This is a genomic window from Exiguobacterium sp. ERU653, from assembly GCF_018617775.1.
Lineage (GTDB): Bacteria > Bacillota > Bacilli > Exiguobacteriales > Exiguobacteriaceae > Exiguobacterium > Exiguobacterium marinum.
In genome coordinates, this window is record NZ_JACSKV010000001.1 from 1,265,574 (window position 1) to 1,278,920 (window position 13,347).

At 50.7% G+C, this 13,347-nt stretch carries 12 protein-coding genes and 1 riboswitch; of the genes, 2 read left to right on the top strand and 10 right to left on the bottom strand.

The window, feature by feature from the left end; translation table 11 throughout:
• Positions 1-42 precede the first annotated feature (42 nt).
• Positions 43-148, bottom strand: a riboswitch (SAM riboswitch).
• Positions 149-598: 450 nt separating this feature from the next.
• From KNO95_RS06505 to KNO95_RS06535, 7 genes are all read right to left on the bottom strand, one after another.
• Entirely contained in the window at positions 599-856 is a 258-nt protein-coding gene (locus KNO95_RS06505; RefSeq protein WP_051545961.1) for a thioredoxin family protein, read from the bottom strand.
• A 188-nt stretch (positions 857-1,044) separates the two neighbouring features.
• On the bottom strand, positions 1,045-1,428 hold the full coding sequence (gene gcvH / locus KNO95_RS06510; protein ID WP_026825478.1) for a glycine cleavage system protein GcvH: 384 nt from the start codon (positions 1,426-1,428) through the stop codon (positions 1,045-1,047).
• A 48-nt stretch (positions 1,429-1,476) separates the two neighbouring features.
• Positions 1,477-1,830 carry an arsenate reductase family protein gene (locus KNO95_RS06515; RefSeq protein WP_214703446.1) on the bottom strand — a complete coding sequence of 118 codons (354 nt, stop codon included), beginning with the start codon at positions 1,828-1,830 and terminating at the stop codon, positions 1,477-1,479.
• Between the two features lie 47 nt (positions 1,831-1,877).
• Positions 1,878-2,609, bottom strand: a complete 732-nt coding sequence (locus KNO95_RS06520) for a hypothetical protein (protein WP_214699384.1) — start codon at positions 2,607-2,609, stop codon at positions 1,878-1,880.
• 89 nt (positions 2,610-2,698) lie between these two features.
• Positions 2,699-4,483, bottom strand: a complete 1,785-nt coding sequence (locus KNO95_RS06525) for an acyl-CoA dehydrogenase family protein (RefSeq protein WP_214703444.1) — start codon at positions 4,481-4,483, stop codon at positions 2,699-2,701.
• A gap of 13 nt (positions 4,484-4,496) precedes the next feature.
• Positions 4,497-5,669: an acetyl-CoA C-acetyltransferase gene (locus KNO95_RS06530; RefSeq protein WP_214699386.1), complete on the bottom strand. Its 1,173-nt coding sequence runs from the start codon at positions 5,667-5,669 to the stop codon at positions 4,497-4,499.
• Between the two features lie 18 nt (positions 5,670-5,687).
• Positions 5,688-8,099 (bottom strand): 3-hydroxyacyl-CoA dehydrogenase/enoyl-CoA hydratase family protein, encoded by a 2,412-nt coding sequence (locus KNO95_RS06535; protein ID WP_214703443.1) that lies wholly within the window; start codon positions 8,097-8,099, stop codon positions 5,688-5,690.
• A gap of 214 nt (positions 8,100-8,313) precedes the next feature.
• On the opposite strand from KNO95_RS06535, the gene KNO95_RS06540 reads away from it, so the two are divergent.
• A complete protein-coding gene (locus KNO95_RS06540; RefSeq protein ID WP_214703442.1) occupies positions 8,314-9,216 on the top strand; it encodes an SDR family oxidoreductase in 903 nt (300 codons plus the stop codon).
• Positions 9,217-9,467: 251 nt separating this feature from the next.
• Entirely contained in the window at positions 9,468-9,893 is a 426-nt protein-coding gene (locus KNO95_RS06545) for a hypothetical protein (RefSeq protein ID WP_214703441.1), read from the top strand.
• Positions 9,894-9,980: 87 nt separating this feature from the next.
• On the opposite strand, the gene KNO95_RS06550 is transcribed toward KNO95_RS06545, so the two are convergent.
• The 3 genes from KNO95_RS06550 to KNO95_RS06560 form a co-directional block, all read right to left on the bottom strand.
• Positions 9,981-10,898, bottom strand: a complete 918-nt coding sequence (locus tag KNO95_RS06550; RefSeq protein WP_026825469.1) for a proline dehydrogenase family protein — start codon at positions 10,896-10,898, stop codon at positions 9,981-9,983.
• A gap of 157 nt (positions 10,899-11,055) precedes the next feature.
• Positions 11,056-11,727 carry a PAQR family membrane homeostasis protein TrhA gene (gene trhA / locus KNO95_RS06555; RefSeq protein WP_026825468.1) on the bottom strand — a complete coding sequence of 224 codons (672 nt, stop codon included), beginning with the start codon at positions 11,725-11,727 and terminating at the stop codon, positions 11,056-11,058.
• A 95-nt stretch (positions 11,728-11,822) separates the two neighbouring features.
• The gene (locus KNO95_RS06560; RefSeq protein ID WP_214703440.1) at positions 11,823-13,265 is read right to left on the bottom strand and encodes a carbon starvation CstA family protein; all 1,443 of its coding nucleotides are present in this window, start codon (positions 13,263-13,265) and stop codon (positions 11,823-11,825) included.
• Positions 13,266-13,347: the final 82 nt, after the last annotated feature.

Genomic DNA, 13,347 nt, shown 5'->3' on the forward strand with positions numbered 1-13,347 from the left:
GTTTGAGCAAACGTGCGCACTTTATCGTACGGACAACGATTGCTCTCATCTTTCAAGGTTTTCACCTTGCTGGAATTAGCACCATTTCGGATTACTCCGCGGTTGCTGGGCGTCATAGGGCCAGTCCCTCAGCCTCTCTTGATAAGAGTGTTGTATATTCGATTAGCTTTATCATAGCGACAGCTTTTTCTGCTGTCAAATCCTTTTTTCAAAAAATTAAAAAAAGGTGCCGTCCGAGGACGACACAGAACGTAGCACCTTGAGTCACGGAAGGACAGCCCATAGATGAGAATCTTTTGCCCGTTCAAGAATTCCACCCTTACATGGGGGAGATTCACCAATCACCACTCAATCTTAGCTTGGACCGTGCGATTATACGAAACGTCTCTCTTCGCTTGATTTTTTTGGGGGACAATCGAAGGGAAGACTGACGTGTATTCGTGTAAAGTGTAGCAGCGGCTTCGCTAAAACGTCTTGATGTCGGGAATATCGCGTCCTATTTTGTGTTCAAGTAAGATGTTGTAATGAATATACCATTCGTGAACTTTCTGTGTCAACTGATTATTTAAAATTTTCAGATTATTCTAATGTTCCTCTCTTACTTCATGAAAGAGAGGACGTGTTGCACATTTTGAAACGCGTAAAGACGATCTCGCACCTTGCCGTTTTCAAGCTTCAATAGTGCCGGAACACTCATCACCTGATATGCTTCGAGCTCTTTTGGGATATAGTTCGCATCCCGCTTTTCAATTTTAATGTCAGGGTCGACCGCTTCGACGACCGTCAACATTTTCTCCGCCACAGCGCATGTACCACACATCGGGGCGTATATATATAAGTATCCGTCTGTAATCATTCTTCTCACCTCTCCTGTCATTATAATGGGCGATGGATTCTCATTCAAAAATCGTGCTCTGTTGAAATTTTAGAATATTCTTCTATCTCGTGTTTGAACGAGCGACGCTCATCAAATCCGATCACTACCGCCTCGACTTCGAGTAAACAAAAAAACGGCTTCTCCGATTCGGGAGAGGCCGGTTTTGATTATCCTTGAATCATCGCTTCGTATTCTTCCGCAGACATGAGTTTGTCGAGGTCTGACTCTTCCGTCAATTCGACTTCGACCATCCATGCGTTTTCAAACGGTGACTCGTTGACGAGTTCTGGAGAATCCGCGAGGTCCTCGTTCACTGCTGTGATGCGTCCTGATACCGGTGCATACAACTCAGAGACCGTCTTCACTGATTCGACCGAACCGAATGGCTCGTCGAGCAAAATTGTACCATCGACTTCTGGGAGTTCGACAAACACGATATCCCCTAGCTCGCTCTGTGCGAAATCCGTGATGCCGATGCGGGCTTTCGTTCCGTTGACTTCTACCCATTCATGTTCTTTTGAATAACGTAAATTTGCTGGTACTTTGCTCATCCTAACTTCCCCCTCAAATAAATTAGACTCACATCTGTATTATAGCACTTAGCCCCAAACGTCCGTAAAGGACTTTTCTGAAAATCCGACGGTCGTTTTTTCACCATTTGTGACGATTGGTCGCTTCAAAAGCATACCATTGCTCGTTAATAACTCGAGTTGTTCGTCTTCTGATAAATGTGGCAACTTGTCTTTAATTCCTTCATTCCGGTAAACTTGCCCGCTCGTGTTGAAGAATTTCTTGAGCGGTAAATCCGATTGCTTCCATAAATCAGCGAGTTCTTCTTTCGTCGGCGTCGATTCGACGATATGGACGTATGTATAATCGATGCCTTGCTCTTTCAACCATTTTTCTGCTTTTTTGCACGTACTGCATGGTGGATAGCCGTATAGTGTCACCATCTGTTCATCACCTCTCTCATCAATGTAGCATATTCTGAGAAATCAATTCACGTCTCAAGCAACCGCTCAATCTCTCGCTTCATCGTCGTGTTGACAACATGTCGCTCTTCGATAAAACGTAAGATGGCCGACGCCGCGACGCCTGATCTACCATATCCTAATACCCCGCCCAACAGGAAAGAAATCATCTGCGGATGTCTCGACTCGACCCGACGTGTCGGGTTGAAGGCGTCGCCTTGTTCACCGATTGCTTTCAAGACATTTTGAACGGCTGCGACTTGAATGAGCTCGAATCCGGCAAGCGTCTCCCCTCGACGTTCGCGTAACAAGCCCACATATAGATTCGTCAATGCTTCTTCGTAGTAATAAGAGGATGCATGACGCTCGATAGCGAGGTCCGGTGTCGCGAACACATCTAGCGCCTCATCACGTCTCCAAACGACGCGCCCCGGCGTGTAAGCGATTGTCGCGAGTTCGTGCACTTCAAAGACGGCAAATTCCCCATAAATACCATCGTGATACATGATTTTATGCCCGTCTTTCGTATTTTGGAACTGATAGTGAAGCGGTTCGACTTCGAGCCAGTCAAGTCGGTCAATAAAGCGTGCCTTATGCCCGTCCTCGACAATCAAAAAGAAATCGAGGTCGGAATAATCATCTAGCCGTTCTGTCTCTTGTCCAATCGATCCTAATGCAAGCAACATGAGCGTGCCGTCATGTTCGGCAACGGACCGTCCAATTCGCTCCATCCGGTCGAGTAATACATCTCGTCTTTTCATCGTCTCTCCCCCTCGTCTCTATTGTACGTGGCAGAGCTCAAAAAAAGAAAGGGCCGACCGCGTCCGGTCCACCCTTTCTGTCAATTTGATTAGACGATAAACTTATTCGCTTTGATGAGGCTCGCTGCGACTTCACGCTTCGTACCGATCACATTGATTGGCTGGTAGCGGCTGAACTTTTTCATCGCCGAGAGAAGCATACGCTGCTCGTCACCAGACGCCGCTGCGTACAACACTTCTTTCGCCATGAGTTCGACTTGTTTGAATACTTGCTCCGCAAAAATTTCTGTGTAGCGGACTTTGAGCGTGTTCTTCTCTTCGCCTGTACGTGCGATCGCTTTGTCTGTACGAGCGATGGCTGCTTCAAGCGCGTAGATGGCACTGATCATGTCTGCGATCTTCGCCAAGATTTCTTGTTCGTTTTGAAGGTCTTGTTGATACTTCTGTACCGCTGTACCAGCGACCATCAAGTGAATTTTCTTCATGTTCGCAAGGAGCATCTTCTCACGTGCGAGCGGTGAGCCGTCCAATTCTTGTGGCATGTAGCTCATGAGCTCTTTTTGAAGTTTTTGTGCTTCTGCGAGAAGAGGCAATTCACCTTTCATCGCTTTCTTGAGAAGCGTACCTGGTACGATTAAACGGTTGATTTCGTTCGTTCCTTCGAAGATTCGGTTGATGCGTGAGTCACGGTAGAGGTTCTCGACTTCATATTCTGACATGAATCCGTATCCACCGTGGATTTGAACCGCTTCATCGACGACATAGTCGAATGTTTCAGAAGCGAACACTTTGTTGAGTGAGCATTCAATCGCGTATTCCGCGATCGCTTGTGCAACTTTCGATCCATCACGCATATTCTCGTCACCGAGTGCGTCGAGGCTGTCTTGGAACAAGCCACCTGTACGGTAGACCGAACTTTCCATCGCATAGATATTCGCTGCCATCGTTGCGAGTTTTTCTTGGATAAGCGGGAATTGACTGATCGGTGTCTTAAACTGCTTGCGCTCGTTCGCGTATTGTACCGAGAGGTCGAATGCACGTTTTGAAGACCCGACTGCTCCGACTGCGAGTTTGTAACGACCGACGTTCAAGATGTTGAAGGCGATGACGTGGCCTTTTCCGACTTCACCGAGAAGGTTGTCGACTGGTACTTCAACATCTTCAAGGATGAGCGTACGTGTCGACGATCCCTTGATTCCCATCTTCTGCTCTTCTGCGCCTGTTGAAACTCCTTTGAAGTCACGCTCGACGATGAAGGCACTGAACTTGTCGCCATCGATTTTCGCGTAGACGACGAAGACGTTTGCGAAACCAGCGTTTGTAATCCATTGCTTCTCCCCGTTCAAGACGTAGTGCGTGCCCGCCTCGTTCAAGACAGCTGTTGACTTCGCACCGAGGGCGTCAGATCCTGAGCCCGGCTCAGTGAGTGCGTAAGCTGCAATCCATTCGCCTGTCGCGAGTTTTGGCAAGTACTTGTGTTTTTGCTCTTCTGATCCGAAGAAGACGATCGGGAGCGTCCCAATCCCAACGTGTGCGCCGTAGCTGAGTGCAAACGAACGCGCTTTCGCAAAACGCTCCGTAATGATGGAAGATGAGATTTTATCAAGCTGGTAGCCACCGTACTCTTCTGGAACGTCTGCTCCGAGGAGTCCGAGCTCTCCTGCTTCTTTCAACAATTCGACAGAGAGGTCGAACTCATGTTTCTCGATGCGTCCGAGGACTGGCATGACACGGTCATCAACAAATCCTGCTGTCGTGTCCCCGATCATCTTATGCTCATCTGAAAAATCCTCTGGAGTGAAGAGACGCGCTGCGTCGAGTTCGTCAATGACGAAGCTACCGCCTTTAATCAATTCATGTTCTGTACGTTCCATATCCGATTCCCCCTTAAAGTAATTCGAAGACACCAGCCGCGCCCATACCGCCGCCGATACACATCGTGACAACCCCATACTTCTCATTGCGTCGTTTCATCTCATGCAAGATCGAGACCGAAAGTTTTGCTCCTGTACATCCAAGCGGGTGGCCGAGGGCGATAGCGCCTCCGTTCACGTTTACTTTCGACGGATCAATTCCGAGTTCCCGGATGACACCGAGTGACTGACTCGCGAACGCTTCGTTCAACTCGAACAATCCGACCTCTTCTAACTTCACACCAGCCATCTCGAGTGCTTTTGGAATGGCGACGATCGGACCGATTCCCATCACTTCCGGGCGGACACCGCCGACCGCGAACGAGAGGAACTTCGCCATCGGTTGTAACCCTTGGCGTTCTGCTTCTTCACGGTCCATAACGAGGACAGCTGCCGCTCCGTCTGAAACTTGTGAGGCGTTACCTGCCGTGACCGAACCTTTGATTTTGAACGCAGGACGGAGTTTGCCTAGCGCTTCAACCGTCGAGTCGGCACGGACACCTTCGTCATGCTTCACGACCTTCTCCACTTCAGCGACTTTTCCGTCTTCACCGAGTACGTGCTCGATGACCGTCACAGGGGCAATCTCTTCTTGGAACTTGCCACCTGCGATGGCTGCCGCCGCTTTTTGGTGACTGTTGATGGCGAATGCATCTTGGTCCTCACGCGAGATATTATATTCAGCCGCGACACGTTCTGCCGTATGACCCATGCTCATGTAGTACTCTGGTGCCGTCTCCATGATGTGTGGGTTTGGACGGATGACGTGACCACCCATCGGGACTTGGCTCATCGATTCCATACCGCCGGCGATGATTGCCGTCGCTTGACCGATCATGATTTTTGCCGCTGCATCCGCAATAGCTTGAAGGCCTGACGAGCAGTAGCGGTTGATGGTAATCGCTGGTACTTCGTGCGACAGTCCCCCCCGGACCGCCGCATAGCGAGCGATGTTCATCCCTTGCTCCGCTTCTGGCATCGCACAACCCATGATGACGTCATCAATCGGGCCTTTATATCCTGAACGCTCAAGCGTTGCCTTGATGGCATATCCCGCGAGCTCGTCCGAACGAACGTTACGGAACGAACCGCGCTTTGCTTTTCCGACCGGCGTCCGTGCGCCGGCTACGATGACTGCTTCCCTCATCTGTATTGTCCCCCTTTATCAGTTCCGTAGTGGTTTGCCTTTCACGAGCATATGTTGCATCCGTTGTTGTGACTTCGGCTCCCCGATGAGGCTCAAGAAGGCTTCACGCTCGATGTCGAGGAAGTACTGCTCGTCGACGAGTGTACCGTATGCCAAATCGCCACCGCTGATGACGTGTGCGAGTTTCTTCGCAATCTTCAAATCGTGCTCTGAAATATAACCACCATAGAACATTTCATACGCCGCGAGTTCGAGCGTCGCTTTACCCGTTTGACCGACGACCGGTAACTTCTCGCGAACGGGTGCCGTGTACCCGTCAGCCAGTTCAAGGACCGTCTGTTTCGCATCGAACGTTAAGTGGTCACGGTTCATTGAGATTCCGTCGACCGCACGGTGGTAACCGAGCGTCTTCGCATCAAATGCCGACTTCGATACTTTCGCCATCGCGATGTTCTCGAACGTCTGCTGTGCAGCCTTCTCAATGTTTTGCATCGATTTTGGCGTCTGCTCAAGGAGACGACGATACGTGTTGACGTTTCCGCCCCCACCTGGGATGAGTCCGACCCCGACTTCGACGAGACCCATGTATGTCTCAAGCGCGGCTTGCATACGCGCTGCTGGCAAGCTGATTTCCGTCCCACCACCTAGCGTCATGCCGTATGGTGCGGCGACGACCGGGCGACTTGAATAGCGAATCTTTTGAACGGCTTGTTGGAACTTGTTGATGATCCAATCGAGTTCGAACCAGTTCTCGTCTTCTGCTTCCATAAGCATCATCGCAAGGTTCGCGCCGACACAGAAGTTCTTGCCATCGTTGGCGAGGACCATCCCTTTGAAGTCTTGCTCGACACGGTCGATCGATTGTTCAATCATCTGCATGATGTCGACTCCGATTGCGTTGTTTGGTGAGGTGAATTCAAGTGCGACGACGTCATCGCCGATATCGACGAGGCGTGCCCCACCGTTCTCTAAGATGATACCGTTTGATTTTGCGAGCGGTTTGAGTTTCAATTCTTTCGGGTTGACGGTCTTCTCGACATACGCCTTCGACGCTTTATCGTAATACTGGTCTCCCTTGTAGAATGACGTATTACCTGCAGCAAGCATCTCATCGATCCATGCCGGGACGTCATAACCTTCCGCTTTCATGCGCTCGACTGATTTTTCAACACCGAGGGCATCCCACATCTCGAACGGTCCAAACTTCCAACCGAAGCCCCACTTCATCGCGTCATCGATAGCGACGATCGTATCGGCGATTTCTCCAGTGAGACGCGCCGAGTAAGCGAGCGTCTTCGCCGTGATTGGCCAGAGCAGTTGTCCGATGCGACCTTTGTTCAAGATAGCACCTTTCAATTTCGCCTTCGATCCAGGAAGTGACTTGATTTGATCGAGTTCAGCACCTGTAATCGCTTTCAATTGTTCGTATTCGAACGTCTGAAGGTTCAATTCCTGAATGACCTTGCCTTCTTTCTTATAGAAGCCCTGACCGGCCTTTTGTCCGACCCATCCTTTTTCGACGAGTTGCTTCATTTCTGCGGGAACGTCGAAGGTGTCCTTCTCTTCGCCTGATTCGAGTGTCTCATAGACGTTACCTGCCACGTGGACGAACGTGTCGATTCCGACGACGTCGAGTGTGCGGAACGTCGCAGATTTCGGACGACCGATGAGTGGACCCGTGATTGAATCCATTTCTCCGATTGAGGCGTTTTGCTTGAGCATCTCTTCGAACGTGACGAGAAGACCGTACGTCCCGATGCGGTTCCCGATGAAGTTCGGCGTGTCTTTTGCTTCGACGACACCTTTTCCGAGACGGTCTTCCGCGAAGCGTGACATGAAGTCGATGACCGGACGGGCTGTCTGCTCCGTCGGGATGAGTTCGAGCAACTTCAAGTAACGCGGTGGGTTGAAGAAGTGTGTGCCGAGGAAGCGGGATTTCAATCCTTCCGGAAGGGCACTTGCCATCGCTTCGATTGAAATCCCTGACGTGTTCGAGCTGAGGATCGCATCTTCACGGATGTAAGGTGCAATCTTCTCGAAGAGCTGTTGCTTCACATCGAGGCGCTCGACGACGACTTCGATGATCCAGTCCGCCTCTTTCAAGCGCTCCAAGTCATCCTCTAAGTTCCCGACTTCGATGAAGTTGAGGTGGTCGGCTGTCGCGAGTGGTGCTGGATTTTGTTTCAATAGCTTTTGCCGGTTTTCTGAGGCGATACGATTCCGTACTTCAGGTGACTCGAGCGTCAATCCTTTCGCTTCCTCTTTGGCTGTCAATTCACGTGGTACGATGTCGAGCATGAGCGAACGAATCCCCGCGTTCGCCAAGTGAGCCGCAATCCCCGCCCCCATTACTCCTGAACCGATGACGACCGCAAAACGAATTGAGTTCGTCAAACGGAGGTCGGTTGATTGTTCGATGTGACTCGTCATAGTGTTCCCCCCTAAAATGAGAATGAATAGTGATTCATTTCACGCGTAAAAAAAATCGCAATCACCATCGTGTTTACTCTTCTATCATAAATGAATGAACATTCATTCGCAAGCGTTCATTTTTCAATTTCATTCCATTTTTTGAATGAACGATTAGTTTTCAACGGGTGTGGTATAAACAAAAAGAGTCAAATTTAGAAAGGGGAACGTATACATGCGAGATAATCGTTTAAATACTACCGGCAATCGAAAGGATTTTGAGTCGTTCCAAAAGAGTGCCCAAGAACAGGCGCATCAACCAGGGATCGATTCGAAGATGGAACCTTTCCCCATCTATGAACGAGAAGATTATAAAGGAAGTGACAAGTTAAAAGACAAGGTCGCCATCATCACCGGTGGAGATTCCGGGATTGGGAAGTCGGTCGCCATTTTCTTCGCCCATGAAGGCGCGAACTCCGTCATCGTCTACAAAGACCAAAACGAACTTGAGGACGCGGAAGCGACGAAAGAACGGATCGAGGACTTAGGTCAAGCCTGTCTGCTCCTTCAAGGGGATCTCGGAGAATCTTCATTCTGCCAGCAAGTTGTCGAAGAGACGCTCGAAACGTTCGGACACATCGATATTCTCGTCAACAACGCCGCCGAGCAGCATCCGCAGGAATCGCTCCTCGACATCTCGGACGAACAACTCGAGAAGACGTTCCGCACGAACATCTTCAGCATGTTTTACTTAACGAAAGCGGCTCTCCCTTATTTAAAAGAAGGGGCGAGCATCATCAATACGACTTCCATCACGGCATATGAAGGAAACGACCAATTGATCGACTATGCGTCGACGAAAGGTGCCATTACGGCGTTCACCCGCTCCCTCGCCAAAAACTTGGCGGACAAGAAGATTCGCGTCAACGGGGTCGCCCCGGGACCGATTTGGACGCCGCTCATTCCGTCAACTTTCGACGCGGAGAAAGTCAAATCGTTCGGAGACTCGTCCGGTATGCAGCGACCGGGACAACCGGCCGAGCTCGCACCGGCATACGTCTATCTCGCAAGCGATGATTCGACATACGTCAGTGGTCAAGTCATTCACGTCAACGGTGGGACGGTCGTGAACGGATAATCGATCGAAGACTCAGTTCGTAGCTGAGTCTTCTTTTTGTGCAGTGCATTCTTTCGTCGCCCATGCTTTCAGCAGGCAATCCTGAAGCCTCCTCGCGCCGTTCCCGGCACTGCGGGGTCTTCGTCGGATTGCTTTCCTGCATGAGTCAGGGTGCCGACGGACGCATTTACCTGGCACTGAAAAACAACCTGACCATCTACGTCGTACACTGAGTATAATAATGACAAATAGGTAAATATGGAGGCTAGTCAATGACAAACCAATACAATGATGATGCGTACGACGAAGAGCACGACGAAGATATTTTAGAGTTCGATCCGCATTTTGACCATGATGCCAAGATGGAAATCAATTTGAATGCAGCAGGCGTCAACTTCGTCGGCAACGCTGAAGGCTATCTCGCTCTCGCGCGAATGTTTACATTTTTAGCGCAAACACATATGGCTGTTCGAATGGAAGAAAATCCTCCGCCTGACGTAAATACTTCCTACGGATACGGTCCGTACCATATGGCTGATTTCATCCGAGAAGATTTCATTCAAAATAAACAGTATATATTTAATCCAGGTGCTCTGCAGGATGTGCATCCAGAAGAACATCAAGAACTGTTCTTTTGGCTGTCCGATCAAATCGGTCCGGAGTTTTGGGTAAGTGAGGACGAGAACAAGAAATCGTAGCACCTCCGCTAGTTAGATGGCCGAACGCATCGACGTGATCCATACATCAAAAAGCACGAACATCCTCGACGGACGTTCGTGCTTTTCTCATTTCTTCACCATTCCTTTTAACACGAACGCCACGTTCGCCGGGCGTTCCGCGAGGCGGCGCATGAAGTAACCGTACCAGTCACGGCCGTATGGCACGTAGACACGGACTTTGTATCCTTGGCGCACGAGCTCGAGTTGACGCTCGACGCGGATGCCGTATAACATCTGGAACTCGAACTGGTCGAGCGGGATGTTGTTTTCTTTGACGTGTTCGATCACGTCGTCAATCATATGGTCATCGTGTGTCGCGATGGATGCGTAGTTTCCGTTCGCAAGGTGGAGTTTGACGAGTTTCAAGTAATTGTGGTCGACGTCCTCTTTTTCTGGGAACGCGACCGTCGCTGGCTCTTTATATGCCCCTTTGACGATGCGGAGGTTCGGCTTGAGCGGCGCGAGATGATTAATATCATCTTCTGAGCGGTACAAGTACGATTGGATGACCGTCCCGAGGCCATCAAATTCCGCTTTCAGCTTTTTGAACAGCTCAAGCGTTTTCTCACAACGCTGCTCATCTTCCATATCGATGGCCACAAAGACCCCTACTTCTTGTGCGACCGTCAAAATGTGACGCATGTTGTCTTCGATCAACTCGTCCGATATATCGAATCCGAGTGACGTCAGTTTGAGTGACATATAGGCATCTAATTGCTCTTCTGCCATAATTTCAACCGCACGAATAATTTCATCGCGATTCGTATTTGCTTCTTCGACTGTCTGAATAAATTCCCCGAGATGATCGACTGTGACCGACAAGCCCTTCGCGTTTAGTTCGCGAATCGTCGGAACAGACGCCTTAAAGTCTTCCCCTGCTACAAAGCGTGATGCACCAAATCGTAGGCCATATTTCTTTGCCAAACTGTTGAGTGTTTTGTTTTGTGACATGTAGATAAATCCATCGCGCAACACTTTTTCCATCTGATTGTCCCCCTTACTTTTACACCCATCTATCTCTATGATGATGTCTGAAATTATTATGACACACAAACGTCAATTCGTCTGTATTTTTGTAACCGTTTTCAACACTTTCTTCCTTCGCTTTCAAAAAAGACAGACGCCCCGTAGGACGGCTGTCTTATAGGCTTGTCGAAGGTGCGACATAGAGCAGAATACTGAGGAAGATGAGCACACTTCCCGCTAACACGAACAAGTGCCAAATCGCATGATTGAACGGCAATTTTTGCCACACATAAAACACGATTCCGACCGAATAGGCGATCCCTCCCGCGAGGAGAAGCATGAATCCTTGATGACCGAGTGATTCGTACAATGGACGGATGGCGATAATACAGATCCAGCCGAGTGCGAGATATGTCACATTCGATACCCACATGTACTTCCCGGTCGAAAATAGCTTCCAGACGATCCCGAGAATCGCCACACCCCACACAATCCCAAAAAGAATCCAACCGAGCGTCCCGTGAAGGGTCACAAGGGCGAACGGTGTGTAGCTTCCAGCGATGAGTAAGTAGATGCCCGCGTGGTCGAACACTTGTAGCACCCGTTTCGCCCGTGGATGCGGGATGGCGTGCATGAGTGTCGAGAAGAGGTAGAGTAAAATCATCGATACCCCGAACACGCTGACCGCGGTGACGTTCCACGTGCTCCCGCTTTCCGTCGCACTCATGACGAGTAAGACGAGGGCGACGATGCTGAAGATGACTCCTAAGCCGTGCGTGATCGCGCTCGCAATCTCTTCCCCGAGCGTGTCGGCATGGAGCATCTCTTTTAGTTGCTTTTGTTCCATATGCTCCCACCTTCCATAACTGTTCCCTCTAGTATGGACAGTTCCCGATTTGAAAGCAATCAAAAACACGGACCACAGATTGGCCCGTGTTAAAATTATGCGACTTCTTTCACTGGAATGTCACACTCCATCTGTGCCGCCCGCATCGCGCGTGCCCGCTTATGGAACAGGACGAGCAGCGTCAGCGTCCCGAGTGTCGAGATGACGTACGGCAGGACCCCATCGAGCTCGAAGCCGATCGGCGCCGTCAAGATGTAGAACCAGACCGCATACAACATGAACGTCCCCGGAAGGAGCGCGATGTAATGGTTGCGTCCTTTGATATAGAGATACATCGCCCCGACGAACAGTGCGATGACCGCCGTCGTCTGGTTCGCCCAGTTGAAGTATTGCCAAAGCATCTGGAAGTCCATGTTCGTGAGCACGTATGAGACCCCGAAGAGTGGGAGCGCGATCCAAAGGCGTGACGAGAACTTCTTCTGTGCGATCGATAAGTAGTCGGCGATGATCATCCGGGCGCTACGGAACGCCGTGTCGCCTGACGTGATCGGCAAGACGATGACACCAAGGATTGCGAGCGTCCCGCCGATGCTGCCGAGCATGAGCGTCGCCACCTCCTGGACGACGAGTGCCGGCGTCCCCGCGCTGATAAGTCCAAGCAATTCACCCGGCTCGAAGATGGCCATCGCCGCCCCGGCCCATACCATCGCGATGACCGCCTCCGCGATCATCATGCCGTAGAAAATGGAGCGGCCGTTGCTCTCGTTCATCGTCGTCCGTGAGATGATCGGCGACTGTGTCGCATGGAATCCGGAGAGCGCCCCGCACGAGATCGTGAAGAAGAGGAGCGGCCAGACCGGCAGACCGTCCGGGTGCATGTTCGTCAATGTCATCTCCGGGATCTGGTAGCCTTGTGCGAACAGGCTGACCGCAATCCCGATGGCGCTGACGACGAGGAGCGCCCCGAAGAACGGGTAGATGCGCCCGATGATCTTGTCGACCGGGAGAAGAGTCGCCAAGATGTAGTAGGCGAAGATGCCGAAGATGACGAACATGAGCGTCGAGGCGTCCCCGTCGAACAAGTTGTTGATCATGTTACTCGGAGACGTGACGAACACCGTTCCGACAAGAAGTAAAAGTAAGAGTGCGAACCCGTTGACGATATGGCGAAGCGAACGTCCGAGGAACTTTTCCGCTAGTTGTGGCAAGTGTGCCCCATTATTCCGCAGGGAAATCATCCCGGTCAAATAGTCATGAACCGCTCCGGCAAAAATCGACCCGAACACGATCCAAAGAAAGGCGACCGGTCCATAGAGCGCCCCCATGATCGGCCCGAAGATCGGTCCGACGCCGGCGATGTTCAGTAATTGGATCATCGAGTTCCGTTTCTTGCCCATCGGCACGTAGTCGATGCCGTCCTGGGAAGCGTAGGCGGGCGTCGTCCGCTCCTCCTTGATGCCGAACGTCTTCTCGACGTAACGACCGTATACCAAATACCCGACCAAAAGTAGTGCGAGTGCGACGAAGAATGTAATCATCTGTCAGTCCCCTTTTCCGTACGTATGTAGCCGATCCCCGTCAGCTCTTAAGTTTACATGTGTCATGTAACCGATTACAGGA